Genomic DNA, 17,252 nt, shown 5'->3' with positions numbered 1-17,252 from the left:
CCCTGTCGGGGATGGAAGAGGATTTTGCAAGATGTCCCGGCGCTGCGAACTGACGGCCAAGGGCCCCCAGGTGGGCCACAAGGTGAGCCACTCCAACATCAAGACCAAGCGGCGCTTCCTGCCGAACCTGGCCAACGTCACCTTCATCTCGGACGCGCTCGGCCGCAACGTGCGCCTGCGCGTCTCGACCAATGCGCTCAAGAGCGTCGACCACAATGGCGGCCTCGACGCCTACCTCCTCAAGGCCAAGGCCGACGTCCTCTCCCCCCGCGCGCTCGAACTGAAGCGCGCGATCGAGAAGAAGGTCGGCAAGCCCGCGTTCGTGAAGAAGGCGAGCTGAGATTTAAGTTACAATCGGCGGATCGAAGTTTGGAGCGGCCGGGTCGGAAGACCCGGCCGTTTTTGTTTCTCAAGCTCATACAACCGTACGAGGACGCCGATCGATCTTCTATGTAAGATTGAGACCCCTCTATTGCGCATGGCATGACCTATGGCAGAAACGAGCAGCGTTGACTTGGGCGTGACGGACGAGAAAAAGCTGAAGGGTGACGCTCCCCTGAAGGCGATAAAGGATGACGAGTTTGGCCTTGCTGAGATTTCGCGCAGCCTATCTCAAATTCTCGCAACACGGATATCGGCCGATGGATACGTTTTAGGATTGGAGGGTACTTGGGGAAGCGGGAAATCAACGCTAGCCAATTTTGTTGCGGAGCAACTCACCCAATATGACGAACACGTCGTCATTCGATTCGAACCTTGGCTGATTGGCGAGAAGAACGCACTTATCGCAGCATTCTTCGGCCAATTGGCGCAACAAATAGAAGTCGTTCAACGACGGCGAAGCTACTGGCATCCCTCCAGATGGCTGCTTGGAAGAGCCGCCAGGCGACTATCTACGAGAATGCGACGATACGGCGAATACATGAGCGCCCTGGCCGTTCCTGTTGGTAGCGCGGTTGCTGTCGATCCGACAGGCGCAACTGCTCTAGCTGCGACGGGCCTCAAGACTGCTAGCGGATTTGCCAAGCTTTTCGGGAGGCTCCTTCTCTTGATCAACTGAAGGCGGAAATCGTGGCGGGGCTGAATGCTGTCGGCAAGCTGCTTCCAAACGTTCGTTTCACAGTTATCATCGATGATACTGACCGCCTAGAAGCGTACGAAGCGTTAGAACTTCTTCGGCTAGCCAGAAAAGTTGCGGACTTCCCATTTGTTACGTATGTCTTTTGCTTTGATGCGAACGTCTTGTCTCAGCAGGTCAACCACGGGCTTGGAATACAGGATGGTCGCCTATACATCGATAAAATCTTCCAAGACATCGTCCACGTTCCTCCCCAAGAGCCATTTGCTTTGCGGAGGTATTTCCAGAGGCTTTTGAAGAAGTCCTTTCCTTTTCAGATGGAAGGTGGCGCCAAAGATCACGAAGTCCAATTCAGACGAGAATCATTGTTCGATCGATGGTGCGGACTACTATTGAACACACCACGGGACGTTGTTCGATTGCATCAATCGATAGAGCTTGCTTGGCCTTATGTTCCTGGCGAACTCGATTTCTTCGACTTCGTTTGGCTTCAGCTCCTGAAAACAAAGTGGCCTGAACTCTACTCTTGGACACGCGACTATCTGCAGAATGTTGGAAGCTATCGTGATCGCGGAAGTGTCAACGACACTGAACGGGCGGCGGCGGCTCAAAAGCTCCTTGACCTACTAAAAAATCGCGGTTGGAGCGAGGAGGCCTATATGTCCGGGCTTGATCGAATATTGCCGGGCCTCAACTCGCTATCATTGTCCTCCGATAAGGGTCCTCAAGTCTTTAAGTTTGAGCGAGGCGAACTAGAAGTCTTTGAGCACGGCAAACGGTTGGGCAGCCCGAGCCATTGGAGGGGCTATTTCGCATTCGACATGCCTTCCTATGCAGTCCGCGATGCTGACATCTCAGCGTTCAGAAGCGCGGTCGAAGACGACCCCGCGAAGGCGGTTGAAATCCTGATATCGCTCTTCGAGCGCGCTCATGAGCGTAAAGGTCATTTCCTGGACTTCTTGCTTGATCGTCTCGTTGATGGGCCGGCAGACATCGAAGGACCGACCGCGCGTTCAGGAATGCTAGCAGCCTTCGCCGAAACTATGGATGATTTTGCGCGACGCACTGATCAAATAGCCGTACTTGGGCACAGTGAGACTTGGGATCGAACTCGGCTTCTCTTACGCAAGAACTCTCCAGGGAATTTTCTCGCTGCCGTGCGCGAAGGAAAGAGCATCAACTGGCTCGCGTTCGTTATGCGCGACCAGGGATTTGCATTAGGCTTGCCAGAGGGGCATCGATCTTACCCGCAAAATGCTTGGCTTGATCGAGAGGAATTCGACGAATGTCTCAGCACAATCATCAAGCGCTTTGAGTCTCTCGGAATGCGGAAGATCTTCGCTCTTCCGAGTCCGACGGACGTACTTTTTTGTTGGGTACAGTTGGGCGATGCTGATGATGTTAGGAGGCGATTTTCGGAAGCAACGATTAAGGACGGGAGATTTCTGTGGGCACTCGAAGCACTTCGAGGTTGGGCAAACAGCTCTGACCGCGGCGTTCATTATCCACTATACGAGCAATACGTTCGTGTTCTTACTGATCCTGACAAGGTGCTCGAACGCCTTAAGCAATTGGCCACTGCAGCAGAACTCGGTTCGCATTCGATAAAAGCGAAGGAGTTACTAGGGGCTTGGCAAGCATCACCAAAGAACTAACCAAGAGAAGGACAAATCCGGCGAAGCAACTAAAATTGACCGCAGAACGGCATCGAGGCCGCGCTGCCGCTGGCGCGATTACAAGAAGCGAAAGCGTGAAGGATGAGGCCATGCCACTGACCCTGAATTTTCGCGACACCGTGCGGGCGCGGGCGGAGCGAGAGCCTACCTTTCGCCGGGCGCTGTTTCAGGAGGCGGTGCAGGCCCTGCTGCAGGGCGAGACCGATCACGGCCGCGCCGCTTTGCGGGCCTATATCAACGCAACGGTCGGATTCGACCGGCTGGGCGAGGTGCTCGGGCGCTCGCCGAAGAGCCTGATGCGGATGTTCGGGCCGGAGGGCAATCCTACGGCTGAAAACCTGCTTGGCGTCATCGGCGCGCTGCAGGAAGAAACCGGCGTGCACCTGAAGATTCGCGCGGTCACCGAAGCGGTCTGATGCGGGGCCTTGCGCAAGGAAGACGTGGACGAGATATGGCCACTTCCCGCAGCGTCATCCAAAATCCCCAAATTCCGCTATACTCGCTCCGGTAGCACCGGGGGAACGTCATCATGCGCAACATCATCATCTGCTGCGACGGCACCGGCAACGAGATTTCCGAGAACATCTCCAACGTGCTCAAGCTGTATCGCTGCCTGCGCAAGACGGAGAAGACCGAGCCGCGGCAGATGGTGTTTTACGATCCCGGCGTCGGCACGCTGGAGCGGCCGGACCCGTGGCACAGACTGAAGCAGGATTTCAACGCCATCCTGGGGCTTGCCACCGGCTATGGGCTCGATGACAACGTGCTCGCGGCCTATGGCTTCCTGGTCCAGCATTATCGCGAAGGCGACCAGATCTATCTGTTCGGCTTTTCCCGCGGCGCCTATACCGTGCGGGTGCTGGCGGGGCTGGTGCACAAGATTGGATTGATCACGCCCGAGCAGGTCAATCTCGCAGGAAGCGGGCTGATCGCCTACAAGCAGTTCTCCTCCGACGAGGCGCCGAAGCTGCGCCGCGAGATGAAGCTGCTCGGCGATGCCGGCGACGCGGGAGGGCCGCTGCCGCAGACGGCGTTCGACAACGCCGCGCAGTTCGCGCGCATCACCTCGGCGCGCTGGCCGACGATCCGCTTCGTCGGCGTCTGGGATACGGTCGCGAGCGTGATCGTGCCGCGGGCCGATCGCTTCTATTGGCCGAGCCTGGAGGAGCTGGCGTTCACGATTGCGAATCCGAGCGTGCAGGCGTTCCGGCAGGCGATCTCGATCGACGAGCGGCGCTGCATGTTCCGCCTCAAGAAGTGGGACGATCCACAGACCTTCCGGCACAACCGCTTCAACGACATCAACGCCGAGCCGCAGGATATTCTGCAGGTGTGGTTCTCAGGCGTCCATGCCGATATCGGCGGCGGCTATCCGGAAAAGCAAAGCGGGCTTTCAAAATATCCGCTGCTCTGGATGATCGACGAGGCGGTCAAATGCGGGCTCCGCGTCAACCAGGCCACCGTCAACCAGCTCGCCTGGGGCATCCAGCGCAAGGGCAGCCCGTTCTCCTATGTCGCGCCTGACGTGCGCGGCGAGCTGCACGAGTCGCTGCGCGGCGCGTGGTGGCTGCTCGAATATCTGCCGAAGAGTGCGACGTACAAGGAATGGCCGGCGCGGCAGAGTTATCTCGGCTATTACATCCCCGACGCCGAGCCGCGCTTCATTCCCGACGGCGCTGTGATCCACGAGTCGGTGCTGGCGCGCATGGATGCGATGCCGAGCTACCGCCCGGTCAACCTGCCGAAGCAGTACGAGAAATTCCCAATGCCGGTGCCGCCGGCGCATGCGAGCGCGGAGGACGTCGCGGCGGATTGATGGCCTCTCCCCGTCATTGCGAACGAAGCGAAGCAATCCATGCCTCGGCGCGTGGCGCTATGGATTGCTTCGTCGCGTTGCTCCTCGCAATAACGGGGAGAGAGTTTGCGCACATGCGCATACCGTCACCACTATCGATAGGCCGCAGCGTACTGGATACCCCGCATGCGCGGGGTATGACAGCTCAGCATATTATCGCCACACGGGCGGTCGGCTCCCTCCCCACTTAGCCACACTACGAGCTCGTTATGCGGAGGCACCCCCACCCCGGCCCTCTCAGAGCGAGCTCTGCTCGTCTTCCCCCGCACGCGGGAGAGGGAGAAGGCCGCCGCGTCACTGGGCCACTGGCCTAGCACCCCGCAATCCCACAGCCGCATTCCTGCCGCCGCGGAACCCAAATGGTTTACGAATCGTTCAACTCTGCTGCCTATTCTCATCCATCTGCTGCCAGAACCGGCTTGAAACGCTCAGGACGAGCGATGTTGGAACGATCGATCACTGAGGAGGTCGAGGCGGCCATCCAGGCCGGCTCGGCGGAAAAACATCTGGATGCGCTTAGGCAGGTCACCGACCTGCTTCTGCTGTCCGCCGACGGCTATTCCGGCGAGCAGATCGAGCTTTTCGGCGACGTGCTGGAACGGCTGATCCGGACCATCGAGCTGCGCGCGCTGGCCGATGTGTCCGCGCGCATCGCGCTCGCCGAACTGAGCACGCAGCTCGCTTCGATCAAGCAGGCGCCGCCTCGCGTGATCCGAAGGCTCGCCCACAATGATGAGATTGCGATCGCCCGTCCGGTGCTGACCGAATCGGCGCGGCTGACGGCAGAGGATCTGGTCGAATTGGCAGAGACCAAGGGCGAGCAGCATCTGCTGGCGATCTCAGGACGTTGGTGGCTGACCGAGATCGTCACCGATGCGCTCTTGAAACGGCATTATCCCTCCGTCAGCCGGCGCCTCGTCAGCAATCCCGGCGCGCGGATGTCGGCGAGCGGCTACGCGATCGTGCTGAAGCAGGCGGAGAGCGATCCCGATCTGGCGGTCGAGACCGGCATCCGCGTCGACCTGCCGGCCGAGCAGCGCCGGCAATTGCTGCAGAACGCGACCGACGTCGTACGCACGCGGCTGCTATCTCGCGCGCCGCCGCATCTGTTCGAGGAAATTCGCAACGCGATCGCGGCTGCGGCCAACGGCGCCGGCCGCGAAATGTCGCGCACGCGCGATTTCGCCGCCGCGCGCCGCTTCGTCACCGCGCTCGCCAGGCACGGCAAGCTGAACGAGCCGGCGCTGTTGGCGTTTGCGAGAGAACGGAAATATGCCGAGACGGTCGCAGCGCTCGCCGAGCTCTCCGGCTCGAGCGTCGAGGTGATCCGCCCGGTGATGCAGAGCCTGCGCGACGAGGGCGTGCTGATCCCCTGCCGCGTCGCCGGACTGAACTGGGAAACGGTGGCCGCCGTACTCGACAGCCGCTTCGTCGCGGGCTCGATGGGCCGGCATGAGCTGGCGAAAGCAAGGGAGCAATACGCCAAGCTGACGGTCGAGAACGCCCGCCGCCTGCTGCGCTTCTGGCAGGTTCGCGCCGCCGACGCGGCGAAGACGAATTGAGCGATTTGTGATGGCATCCGCCGTCATTGCGAGGAGCGATAGCGACGAAGCAATCCATCTCTCCGCATCACGAAAGAATGGATTGCTTCGCTACGCTCGCAATGACGCGGAAACAGCGGAGCGCTCGCTCCCCTCTCCCCTTGTAGAGAAAGGAAGAGCCGTCACGCCGCCTTGGTGAGACCAGCGTCGAGATGCTCCAGCCGCGGCATCACCTCCTGCTTCAACAGGCGCAGCGAATTGTACCACGCCTCCGGCTTGTGCTTGTAGTCGAAGCCGAACACCAGCAGCGTGCCGAAGCCGCCGACCTCGTGGTAGATCTTTTCGATCTTCTCGGTGACCGTCGACGGCGAGCCAACGATCCAGTTGTTGCGGGCGCAATACTCGACGGTGACGTCGGAGTCGGCGACATCGGGCGCGGCCTTGAGGTAGTCCTTGAACCCGAAATGGCCGAGCAAGGGCAAAAAATATTCGCCCATCATGCGGCCCATCATGTCGCCGACCGAAAGCCGCCACGCCTCCTCGTCGGTGTCGGCGATGAACACCTCGCGCACCAGCCGCCAGTCGCTGCGCTTCGGCTTGCGTCCGGTTTTCGCAGCCCCGATCTCGACCGATTCCCAGTGGCTCCCGACATAGGCCGGGTTGAGGTTGAGGCTCATCGGGATGTAGCCGCGCTCGCCGGCGAGCTTGAGCGTATCCGAGCCCTTGGAGAGACCGGCGACGCCGATCGGCGGATGCGGCGCCTGCAACGGCTTGAGGTGCGGCTTGAGGAAGTCGAACATGGTGTCGGGCTTGCTCACGGTCCAGAACTTGCCGGTGTGGGTCCAGGGTGCGTCCTCGGTCCACATTTTCAGGATGATCTCCAGCGCCTCGCGGGTCATGTCGCGGTTCTGGCCGGACATGCCGTCGACGTTGAACATCGCCCAGTCGCTCGGCAGGCCGCTTGCCGCGACGCCGAAGTTCAGCCGTCCGCCGGAGAGATGATCGAGCATCGCGACGCGGTTCGCCAATTCCGCCGGATGATGATAGGGCAACAGGAAACCGCCGGGACCGAGGCGGATGTTCTTGGTCTGCAAGAACGCCTGCGCGAGAATGAGATCGGGCGAGGGATGCGGTTCCCAGGGCGCGGTGTGGTGCTCGCCGATCCAGGCTTCCTGATAGCCGAGTTCATCGAGCCAGCGCAGCGTCTGCAGGTCCCAGTCGTGACCCTCTTTCAATCCGCACTCCGGCGGATGCGACGGCATCGTGAAATATCCGATCTCCATGGGGTGTCCTCGCGGTATGTTGTTATTGAAAACGCGTCTATCGCGCGCACGCGAAAGCATAGCACGCCGGACGTATGGCCGAGATATGACGAAACGGATGGGCAGGCGTTCGGTTTCGAGATCGTCATTGCGAGGCGCGAAGCAAAGAAGCATCCATATCGCCGCGTGACGAAAGGATGGATTGCTTCGCCTCGCTCGCAATGACGGGGAAAGAGCGGAGCGCTTACTTCCCTTCGCCCGCAAGGGGAGAAGAAAGAAAGAGGCTACCGCGTCCCGAACGTCGTGGCGCCGAACAGTGCCTTTTGCGTCGAGGGCTGCGAACGCCAGTATTGTGGCGGCGCGAACACCTCGCCGCCGAGTTCGGCTGCGGCGTGCCAGCCCCAGCGCGGGTCGTAGAGCATGGCGCGGGCGAGCGCGACCATGTCGGCCTTGCCCGAGGCCACAATCTCCTCGGCCTGCTTCGGCTCCGTAATCAGCCCGACGGCAATCGTGGTCAGCCCCGTAGCCTCGCGGATCGCTTGCGCGAAGGGCACCTGATACCCGGGGCCGAGCGGAATTTTTTGCAGCGGCGAGACGCCGCCGGAGGACGCGTCGATCCAGTCGACGCCGCGTTTTTTCAGCTCCTGCGCGAACTCGATGGTCTGCGAAAGATCCCAGCCGCCTTCCACCCAGTCGGTGCAGGAGACGCGCAATCCCACCGGCTTGTCGTGCGGGAACGCCGCGCGCACCGCGTCGAACACTTCGAGCGGGAAGCGCATGCGATTCTGCAACGAGCCGCCATACTGATCGGTGCGACGGTTGGCGATCGGCGACAGAAACTGATGCAGCAGATAGCCGTGCGCCGAATGCACCTCGATCGCATCGATCCCAAGCCGCTCGGCGCGCTTCGCAGTCGCCACGAACGCGTCGCGCACGCGCGCCAGGCCCGTGGCATCGAGGGCGACAGGCGGCGGCTCGCCTTCCTTGTGCGGGATCGCCGACGGCCCCTCCGGCCGCCAGCCGCCTTCGGCTACCGGGATCAGTTGCCCGCCATCCCACGGCGTGTGGCTCGATGCCTTGCGGCCGGCGTGCGCGAGCTGCATCATCACGGCGGCCTTCGAACGCTTGCGCACGGAGCCAAGGATCGGCTTCAGCGCGGCTTCGGTGGCGTCGTTATAGAGGCCGAGGCAGCCGGGTGTGATGCGGCCCGTGGGCTCCACCGCCGTCGCCTCGATGCAGAAGACCGCAGCGCCCGACAGCGCCAGCGAATTGATGTGGGTGAAGTGCCAGTCATTGGCCTCGCCATTATCAGCGGAATACTGGCACATCGGCGCCACCATGATGCGATTGGCGAGCGTCAGGCCGCGCAGTTTGATCGGGGTAAACAAAGCGCTCATGGGCGAAGGGATCCGGACCGGGAGGAAAGCAAGCCCTATTGTGTAACGAGGCCGCGCCCGCCGCTCAACCGCGCCTGGCTCAACCCTGCCGGGCGAATATACGGGGGAGAACGAGCGGCGCTACTCCACCAGCGCGAATTGCAGCAGCAGATTGCGCTGGATCAGCGAGAAATTGTCGTCCGAGACGAGCGTCAGGACCGTTTCGCCCTCCGGCGTGACGTGGGCGTCGATGCCTTCCATGTTGTCGATTTCGTTGCCGAGATCGGCCTCGAAGATCGCGGGACCGTCGATCACGGCCCCGGGCGCGATGGAAGCAAGCGCGACGCGGCGGATACGAATGCCGATCCCGCCGAGCCAGGAGAATTTTCGTTCCAGCAGCAGCAGCCCGCCGGACGGCAGCAGCACCGCGTCGCTGATATCGAAATTGTCGCTGCGGCGGATGCTGAACAGCCCCAGCGTCCTACCGATCAGGAAGGCTGTGATGTTGCCATGCGCGTCGAGCCCGCGTTCGGAGATCGCGATCAGCGTTCCCGCCAGCGGCAAGCCTTTCGGCACCACGACAAGCGCCTCGATTCCCTTGTTATAGGGCAGCTTGCGCACGCCCAGCGGCAACTGAATCAATTCGCCATGCGCGCGGGTAAATCCCTTGGCGAAGTCGAAGCGCAGTATCTGATTGACGCGCTCGAGGCCGACATAGACCAGCGAGCCGTCGAGCGCGATCGCCTCTGTATCGAACCAGCCGCGCGAAGTGATCGGCTTGCCGTCAGGCCCGAGCATCGGCGAAGCCTCGACATCGTCGAGCCCGGTCATCTCGCGGCCCTTGTAGACGATACGCCCGGTGAACCAGCCGGCCTTGTCGCTGATGGCGATGAAGCGCTCGCCCTTGGCATCCAGCCGCAGGCCCGACAACCCGCCGAAGCCGCGAAACCGCGAGGTGAGAATGAGGCCACTGCGATATTCGAGTTCGCCGAACCGCACCCGCGACCGGTCGCGGGTGTCGAAGGAGGGCAGCGGCCGGGCATTGACCTCGATCGATACCGGCGCACTGACCGAGAATTCGTCGGGAACGGTCTGCTTCGGCGGCCGCTGAACCGCCGTTTGCGCCAGCGCGGCTCCCGGCACGGCCGCAACCGAAAGCCCCGCCGCTGCATATTTCAAAAGGCGGCGGCGGCCTATGAGCGGGCGCATGCTCTCACGAGTGCAGGCGGCGCGGCCGGTGGTGGCCCGTGGTGGGCGCGGCGCCCTGGGTCTCGCTGAACAGCTCGGCGAGCTTTTCAGTGATGGCGCCGCCGAGCTCCTCGGCATCGACGATGGTGACCGCGCGCCGATAATAGCGCGTGACGTCGTGACCGATGCCGATCGCGATCAGTTCGACCGGCGAACGGGTCTCGATCTCCTCGATGATGTGGCGCAGATGCCGCTCGAGGTAATTGCCGGGATTGACGGACAGCGTAGAATCGTCGACCGGCGCGCCGTCCGAAATCATCATCAGGATCTTGCGCTGCTCGGCGCGACCGAGCAGTCGCTTGTGCGCCCAGTCCAGCGCCTCGCCGTCGATGTTCTCCTTCAACAGCCCCTCGCGCATCATCAGGCCGAGATTCTTGCGCGAACGCCGCCAGGGCGCGTCGGCGGATTTGTAGATGATGTGGCGCAGGTCGTTGAGGCGGCCGGGATTGGCCGGCTTGCCGGCCGCAAGCCACGCCTCGCGGGACTGGCCGCCCTTCCAGGCGCGGGTGGTGAAGCCCAGAATCTCGACCTTGACGCCGCAACGCTCCAGCGTGCGCGCGAGAATGTCGGCGCAGGTCGCCGCCACCGTGATCGGGCGGCCGCGCATCGAACCGGAATTGTCGAGCAGCAGCGTCACCACGGTATCGCGGAAGGTCGCTTCCTTTTCATGCATAAAGGACAGCGGGTGATAGGGATCGGTGACCACGCGCGACAGCCGCGCCGGATCGAGGATGCCTTCCTCAAGGTCGAACTCCCAGGCGCGGTTCTGCTGCGCCATCAGGCGGCGTTGCAGCCGGTTGGCCAGCCGCGCCACGATGCCCTGCAGGTGCGCGAGCTGCTTGTCGAGATACGAGCGCAACCGCTCCAGCTCGTCATGGTCGCAGAGATCTTCGGCCGCGATGACCTCGTCGAATTTCGGTGCAAAGGCGTGATATTCCGGCCCGCGCGGCTCGTTGGCGCCGCGCGTATTCGGCCGCGTCGCTTCCCCCGGCGTCTCGTCGTCGCCGAGTTCGCCGTCGTCGAACGTATCTGACGTGGAGGCCTGCGCGCTCTCCATCGCGCTTTCCGACATCTCGTCGGTGGAAGCCTGCGCCTGGTCGGCGCTCATTTCCTGCGCGGCATCGGAATCGGGCGAGCCCTCGGCGCCGGACTGATCGCTCTCGCCGTCCTGATTCTCATCATCGTTTTCGTCGTCATCGGCGTCCGCATCGCGGTCATCGCCGAGGTCGAGCGCCGACAGCAAGTCGTGCACGAGATCGCCGAACTTGGCCTGGTCCTCGGTGACGCGGCTGAGCTTGTCGAGCCGGGCTCCGATCTTGTTTTCCAGCACTGGGCGCCAGAGATCGACCATTTTTTTAGCAGCCGTCGGCGGCGCAAGTCCCGTCAGCCGTTCGCGCACCAGCATCGCCAGCGCATCCGACAGCGGCGCGTCGGCACGGTCGGTGATCTCGTCGTATTTGCCGCGATGGAAATGATCGTCGAGCATCGCGGTAAGATTTTTGGCAACGCCTGCCATTCGTCGCGAGCCGATGGCTTCGACGCGCGCCTGCTCCACCGCCTCGAACACGCCGCGCGCCTGCGGATTTCCCGGCATCAGCTTGCGATGCACCTTGGGATCGTGACAGGCGAGCTTCAGCGCGATCGAATCGGCATGGCCGCGCACGATCGCCGCATCCCGCTTGGTCATCTTGCGGGCGGGCTCCGGCAGCCGCGCCTTGCCAGGCGCGAGACCGGGACGTTCGGCCGCGAACGTCACGTCCAGCTCCGGCGCCTTCGCAATCGCGCGCAGGCACGAGGTCACCGCGCGCTTGAACGGCTCGGTCGGTGCTTCCTTGGATCCGGTGCGGAATTTCGAGTTCGACGTCGTCATTACCACCTCACCGCCGTCGTCCCTGCGAAAGCAGGGACCCATAACCACCGGCGATCATTGTCTTCAAACTCTGGCTCCGTCGCACTATTGAGACGTCACGGCGTATGGGTCCTTGCTTGCGCAGGGACGACGACTATGAGAGCGCCACGTTCACCGAACTCTCAGGCAGCTCCTGGTTGAAGCAGCGCTGATAGAATTCGGCCACCAGCGGCCGCTCCAGTTCGTCACACTTGTTGAGGAAGGTGACGCGGAACGCGAAGCCGATATCGCCGAAGATGTCGGAGTTCTCGGCCCAGGTAATCACCGTGCGCGGGCTCATTACCGTCGATAGATCGCCGTTGGCGAAGGCATTGCGGGTGAGATCGGCAAGGCGCACCATCTTGTTGACGATATCGCGGCCTTCCTGGGTGCGGTAGTGATGCGCCTTGGCCAGCACGATTTCGACTTCCTCGTCATGCGCCAGATAGTTCAGCGTGGTGACGATCGACCAGCGGTCCATCTGGCCCTGGTTGATCTGCTGGGTGCCGTGATAGAGGCCCGAGGTGTCGCCGAGCCCCACCGTGTTCGCAGTCGAAAAAAGGCGGAACGCCGGGTGCGGCTTGATGACCTTGTTCTGGTCCAACAGCGTCAGGCGGCCGGAAACTTCCAGCACGCGCTGGATCACGAACATCACGTCGGGGCGGCCGGCGTCGTATTCATCGAACACCAGCGCAATGTTGTGCTGCAGCGCCCACGGCAGGATGCCATCGCGGAATTCCGTGACCTGCTTGCCGTCCTTGATGACAATCGAGTCCTTGCCGACCAGGTCGATACGGCTGATGTGGCTGTCCAGGTTGACGCGCACGCAGGGCCAGTTCAGGCGCGCCGCGACCTGCTCGATATGGGTCGATTTGCCGGTGCCGTGATAGCCGGTGACCATGACGCGGCGGTTCTTGGCGAAGCCGGCGAGAATCGCGAGCGTGGTGGCACGGTCGAAGCGGTAGTCCGAATCGACCTCCGGCACATGCGGGTCGACTTCGGAATAGGCCGGCACTTCGAGGTCGCTGTCGATACCGAAGACCTGCCGGACCGACACCTTCATGTCGGGCAATCCGACGGGCTCCGAAACTTTGCTCATGGCGGCGGTCGTCATCAATCCTCCGAGGTCCCGGGCGTTCCCGAAACCAGATCTGTTGAATGGCTGCGGATGGGGGCTAACGTGAACCTAGCAGAGAGCAAGGGCCGGCAGAAGCCCGCGGCGCAATCAAAGTTCCATTGCCTTATCATTAAGATAGGACGCGTATCAGGTTTTTGGAGGGCTGCTCTGCGAATCACGCCGTACTTTTGCCGCCCTGGTCACTTTGCCGGGGCAAAACCGGAGGTCTGCCGGCACTTTCGGCCCCTGCCCGGGCTTGGTAGCTCTGGTGCAGGCGGCCCACCCACTGGACGGCAGTTGTGACTTCATTCCTCGATCCCGTGATTGCATTCGTATCTGCCCATCCGTGGCTGGCTTACCTGACGCTATTTCTCGCTGCCCTGTTGGAAGCGATCCCGGTTGCAGGCGCGCTGGTGCCGGGCTCGACCATCATCCTTGCCCTGAGTGCCCTGGTGCCCGGCGGCGAACTGAAGCTGGGAGGCGTGCTGGCGGCCGCGATCGCCGGCGCCGTGCTCGGCGACGGCTCGGCATTCTGGGTCGGCCATCGCTCGCAACGCGAAATTCTCAACGCCCGGCCGATGTCCCGCTATCCAGGCGTGATGGCGCAGAGCGAAGCTTTCTTCCAGCGCTGGGGAACGCTGGCTGTATTGTTTGCGCGCTTTGTGCCGCCGATCCGCGCGTTCGTACCGGTCACGGCGGGCGCGCTCGGAATGTCGCCAGCGCTCTTCTTCGGCGTCAATATTCCCGCGGTACTCGCCTGGGCGTTGGCGCATGTGCTGCCGGGCGTGCTCGCGGTCTCCGCATTGCATAAATATGCCGGCGTGCCGCATCACCAGGGCGCCGGCAAGCACGTGTGGATTCTAGCCGTGTTCGCGGCAGCGATCATCGCGCTCGGCGTCTGGGCGCTGCGCCGCCGGCGGATCGGAAAGACTCCTTCGGATCAGGCCCGGACCGGGCTCCGTCCCGGTGCGGGACCAACATAGCGCGCGCGGGGCCGGATCAGCCGGCCATGGCGCAATTGCTCGCAGGCATGCGCGATCCATCCCACGGTTCGCGCCATGGAAAACAGCACCAGTTCATGGCCGGGCGGCAGGCCGAGCGTGTGCACCAGCACCGCAAGGGCATAATCGATATTGACGAACTCGCCGGTCGCTTCGGCGATCCGCTCCGGGATTTCGTGGGTGAGCTTGCGGTCAGCGCCCGAGCGCGCCAGCGCCTCCAGAAGCGCCCGCGCGCGGGGATCGCCATGCTTGTAGACTCCATGGCCAAAGCCGGCAAAGTGTTCGCCGAGCGCGACGCGCTCGCGGATCAGAGGGGCGACCTCGCCATCTGCGAGCGTCTTCAGGAGCTGCGCCGCCAGCACGCCGGCGCCGCCATGCTTCGGGCCTTTCAGCGCGACGAGACCGGCGATCATGGCATCGTAGAGATTTAGCCCGGTCGAGGCCGCGCAGCGCACGGTGAAGGTCGAGGCATTCAGCTCATGATCCGCCAGCAGCACCAGCGCGCGGCGGATCAAATCGGCCGCTTGCTTGTGCTCTGGCGCCCAGACGCGTGCGATCTGCACGTGAAGCGGCTTTGCCGAGGGTTTGGTGTTCAGCATGGTCGCGACTACGAGGCGCATGATGCGGCCACCTAGCATCGCGCGCTCTTCGTCGGCGCGGGTGAAGGCCCTTGGGTCAGCCCTGGCGGCGAGCGCCAGCACTGCGATGGCGCGATCGATCGCATTAGCTCCACGTGCGGCCTCGGCCACTGCGCGCATTTCGTCTGACACAACGGGGCAATTGTTCTGATCGAAGGGATCGACGCCGGTCACGTCCCACAGCAGCGTCGCGGCATGTTCGAGCGTGTCGCGCTCGGCGAGATCGATGCAGTTGACGCCGCGATAGATCGCGCCGTCCTCGGTGATGGTTCCGACGGCGGAATCCATCACCGGCAGATCGGCGTCGAAACTGCGCAGGCCGCGCGGCTCCGGCGACGGCGCGCGGCGCTCTTTTAGCGTGCGGACGTCCTCGGCCCGGTAGCGGTGGCTGCGAGAATCGTCAGACGGCTCCGAGCGGATCAAGCCACGGCTGACATAGGCATAAAGCGTCGCTTGGGAGATAGCGAGTTCGGCGGAGGCCTCGCGCGCCGAGAGGTAAAGTCCGGCGGATTTTTTCATATTGATTTACGTAATCAAGATTGATCAATCTGTCGAGAGGCCCGACCTTTGCCGCAAGCAAAGGAGAGCCCCATGAACATGCAGATTTCGAAGACCCCGATCGGCCTCGACGGCATTCCGGCCGCCGAAACCGCGCTCAGCCATGTCGACGGCGAGGGCGGCGAACTAATTATCACCGGCGAGCGGATCGGCGACTTCGCGGGAAAATCGAGTTTCGAAGGCGTGACCGCGCGCCTGTGGAACTCGGCAATGGGAATCTCCCTCAGCGAAGCCAATGTGCGCTCAAGGCTCGGCGCTGCGCGGGAACGCGCATTCGCACGACTACCCGAATTGCTGCCGGCAACGCGTGGCTTGTCGATTATCGACGGCTTTCGCGCTGCCGTCGCCGGCTTGCGCGGGGAGAACGGACTTGAGCATGAGGCAACCATCCTCGGCGCGTTGCCTGTGATTGCCGGCGCGCTGCTGCAACGGGCCAAAGGCGATGATCCGATCGCGCCCGATCCGACCCTTGGCCATGCTGCCGACACACTGTCGATGCTGCGCGGCCGCAAGGCCGAAACGCCCGAGATCACTGCGCTGGACACCTATTTCGTCACGGTCTGCGATCACGGCATGAACGCGTCGACCTTCACGACGCGCGTGGTGGCCTCGACGCAGGCGGATTTATTCGCAGCCGTCACCGCCGGCTATTGCGCCCTGACCGGGCCATTGCATGGCGGCGCCCCTGAACCGGTGCTGGAGATGCTGGATGCGATCGGCTCGACCGAGCGGATCAAGCCGTGGGTCGACAGTGCGCTGGCCCGCGGCGAGCGGCTGATGGGTTTCGGTCACCGCGTCTATCGCGTCCGCGATCCTCGTGCCGATGTGCTCAAGGGCGCGATCGAGCGGCTTGCAGGAGGCGGCACCGATCTGGCGTTCGCAGGTGAGGTCGAAGCCTACATACGCGACGCGCTGCGGCGGAAAAATCCCGATCGCCCGCTCGACACCAATGTGGAGTTCTTCACCGCAATCCTGCTCGACGCGCTGAAAATTCCGCGCCAGGCATTTACGCCGATCTTTGCCGTGGCCCGCGCGGCGGGCTGGACCGCGCATGCCCGGGAGCAGCAGCGTGGCGGCCGGCTGATCCGGCCGAGTTCGGCTTATGTTGGATCGATGCCGGGGTGAGCAAAAATCGTAGCAAACGTAGCCCGGATGGAGCGCCAGCGTAATCCGGGACCAGTGTATCAGCGGATGAGAGAACCCCGGATTGCGCGGAGCCTGTCGTCGGGCGCGCATTCGCGCGACCCGTTGGCTCCATCCGCGCTACAGGGCTGACTACGCCCGCACCACCGTCTTCAAATAATTATACGCCTTGATGATCTCGATCAGGCGGTCCTCGGTGGAGCGGTCGCCGCCATTGGCGTCGGGATGGTGCTGCTTGACCAGCGCCTTGTACTTGGCCTTGACGTCCTCGAGCGTTGCTTCGGCGGAAAGCCCCATCACCTGCAGCGCCTTGCGTTCGGCGTTCATCACCTTGCGCGTCTCGGTCTTGGCCTGTGCGCCTGGACCGGGACGCCAGCGGCCGCGGCCGTTGAGCTCCGAGAACATGCTGAACGGATCGGCGGCGCCATCAAAGTCCTCGGCGCTGGGTTGCTTGCCCTTCTTGCCGGCGGTGTTGGCGCCCATCTTCCAGGTCGGGCGATGGCCGGTCAGCGCATCCTTTTGGTAGCGCGCGACGGCATCGGCGTTCATGCCCTGAAAGAAATTGTAGGACTGGTTGTATTCACGCACGTGGTTGAGACAGAAGTGCCAATACTCGCGGGAATTCTCCCGGCCCTTGGGCGCGCGATGCGGCCCCTTGTTCTGGCAGCCCGCCCATTCGCACATGGCGGCTTCCTCGCGCGCCTGCGCCTGCTGCTTCGCACTCAGCTTGTTGGGCTTGATGCGAATGGAATCGAAAAACTTGGATGAATCAATCGCCATGGCTGACTTTGACTACGCAATGCCCAAAGCTTCAAGTCTTGACATTGCGAATACCTCCGTTCGGATGCATCATTGACGGAAAGCAGATACA

15 protein-coding genes are annotated in these 17,252 nt (G+C 62.7%); 8 read left to right on the top strand and 7 right to left on the bottom strand.

Annotation, left to right across the window (positions count from 1 at the left end; all coding sequences use genetic code 11):
* Positions 1 to 31: 31 nt before the first annotated feature.
* From rpmB to HCN58_RS09400, 6 genes are all read left to right on the top strand, one after another.
* The gene (gene rpmB, locus HCN58_RS09425; RefSeq protein ID WP_171579080.1) at positions 32 to 340 is read left to right on the top strand and encodes a 50S ribosomal protein L28; all 309 of its coding nucleotides are present in this window, start codon (positions 32 to 34) and stop codon (positions 338 to 340) included.
* Positions 341 to 490: 150 nt separating this feature from the next.
* On the top strand, positions 491 to 1,060 hold the full coding sequence (locus HCN58_RS09420; protein WP_171579079.1) for a P-loop NTPase fold protein: 570 nt from the start codon (positions 491 to 493) through the stop codon (positions 1,058 to 1,060).
* Between the two features lie 11 nt (positions 1,061 to 1,071).
* Positions 1,072 to 2,733: a P-loop NTPase fold protein gene (locus tag HCN58_RS09415; protein WP_171579078.1), complete on the top strand. Its 1,662-nt coding sequence runs from the start codon at positions 1,072 to 1,074 to the stop codon at positions 2,731 to 2,733.
* Between the two features lie 110 nt (positions 2,734 to 2,843).
* On the top strand, positions 2,844 to 3,170 hold the full coding sequence (locus HCN58_RS09410; RefSeq protein ID WP_171579077.1) for a transcriptional regulator: 327 nt from the start codon (positions 2,844 to 2,846) through the stop codon (positions 3,168 to 3,170).
* Between the two features lie 113 nt (positions 3,171 to 3,283).
* The gene (locus tag HCN58_RS09405; protein ID WP_171579076.1) at positions 3,284 to 4,570 is read left to right on the top strand and encodes a T6SS phospholipase effector Tle1-like catalytic domain-containing protein; all 1,287 of its coding nucleotides are present in this window, start codon (positions 3,284 to 3,286) and stop codon (positions 4,568 to 4,570) included.
* A gap of 479 nt (positions 4,571 to 5,049) precedes the next feature.
* Entirely contained in the window at positions 5,050 to 6,171 is a 1,122-nt protein-coding gene (locus HCN58_RS09400; protein WP_171579075.1) for a DUF2336 domain-containing protein, read from the top strand.
* Positions 6,172 to 6,332: 161 nt separating this feature from the next.
* Here the strand turns inward: HCN58_RS09400 and HCN58_RS09395 are convergent, their stop codons facing one another.
* The 5 genes from HCN58_RS09395 to cobS form a co-directional block, all read right to left on the bottom strand.
* Positions 6,333 to 7,433 (bottom strand): LLM class flavin-dependent oxidoreductase, encoded by a 1,101-nt coding sequence (locus HCN58_RS09395; RefSeq protein WP_171579074.1) that lies wholly within the window; start codon positions 7,431 to 7,433, stop codon positions 6,333 to 6,335.
* 263 nt (positions 7,434 to 7,696) lie between these two features.
* Complete coding sequence (locus HCN58_RS09390) at positions 7,697 to 8,809, bottom strand: NADH:flavin oxidoreductase/NADH oxidase (protein ID WP_171579073.1); 1,113 nt, start codon at positions 8,807 to 8,809, stop codon at positions 7,697 to 7,699.
* Between the two features lie 120 nt (positions 8,810 to 8,929).
* A complete protein-coding gene (locus HCN58_RS09385; protein WP_171579072.1) occupies positions 8,930 to 9,997 on the bottom strand; it encodes an esterase-like activity of phytase family protein in 1,068 nt (355 codons plus the stop codon).
* Positions 9,998 to 10,001: 4 nt separating this feature from the next.
* Positions 10,002 to 11,906, bottom strand: a complete 1,905-nt coding sequence (gene cobT / locus HCN58_RS09380; RefSeq protein WP_171579071.1) for a cobaltochelatase subunit CobT — start codon at positions 11,904 to 11,906, stop codon at positions 10,002 to 10,004.
* 133 nt (positions 11,907 to 12,039) lie between these two features.
* Positions 12,040 to 13,038 (bottom strand): cobaltochelatase subunit CobS, encoded by a 999-nt coding sequence (gene cobS / locus HCN58_RS09375; protein WP_065746623.1) that lies wholly within the window; start codon positions 13,036 to 13,038, stop codon positions 12,040 to 12,042.
* A gap of 302 nt (positions 13,039 to 13,340) precedes the next feature.
* On the opposite strand from cobS, the gene HCN58_RS09370 reads away from it, so the two are divergent.
* Positions 13,341 to 14,024: a DedA family protein gene (locus tag HCN58_RS09370; RefSeq protein WP_171579070.1), complete on the top strand. Its 684-nt coding sequence runs from the start codon at positions 13,341 to 13,343 to the stop codon at positions 14,022 to 14,024.
* Here HCN58_RS09370 and HCN58_RS09365 read toward each other — a convergent pair.
* Positions 13,982 to 15,199: a citrate synthase family protein gene (locus tag HCN58_RS09365; protein WP_171579069.1), complete on the bottom strand. Its 1,218-nt coding sequence runs from the start codon at positions 15,197 to 15,199 to the stop codon at positions 13,982 to 13,984. The two genes, HCN58_RS09370 and HCN58_RS09365, sit on opposite strands and share 43 nt — an antisense overlap.
* A gap of 72 nt (positions 15,200 to 15,271) precedes the next feature.
* Here HCN58_RS09365 and HCN58_RS09360 point away from each other — a divergent pair, with 72 nt between their 5' ends.
* Positions 15,272 to 16,363 carry a citrate synthase/methylcitrate synthase gene (locus HCN58_RS09360; protein WP_171579068.1) on the top strand — a complete coding sequence of 364 codons (1,092 nt, stop codon included), beginning with the start codon at positions 15,272 to 15,274 and terminating at the stop codon, positions 16,361 to 16,363.
* A gap of 150 nt (positions 16,364 to 16,513) precedes the next feature.
* On the opposite strand, the gene HCN58_RS09355 is transcribed toward HCN58_RS09360, so the two are convergent.
* On the bottom strand, positions 16,514 to 17,161 hold the full coding sequence (locus HCN58_RS09355) for a J domain-containing protein (RefSeq protein WP_171579067.1): 648 nt from the start codon (positions 17,159 to 17,161) through the stop codon (positions 16,514 to 16,516).
* Positions 17,162 to 17,252 lie beyond the last annotated feature (91 nt).

The sequence above is a fragment of the Bradyrhizobium australiense genome (genome assembly GCF_013114825.1).
Taxonomy (GTDB): domain Bacteria; phylum Pseudomonadota; class Alphaproteobacteria; order Rhizobiales; family Xanthobacteraceae; genus Bradyrhizobium; species Bradyrhizobium australiense.
This window is presented reverse-complemented; position numbering and strand designations above follow the sequence as displayed.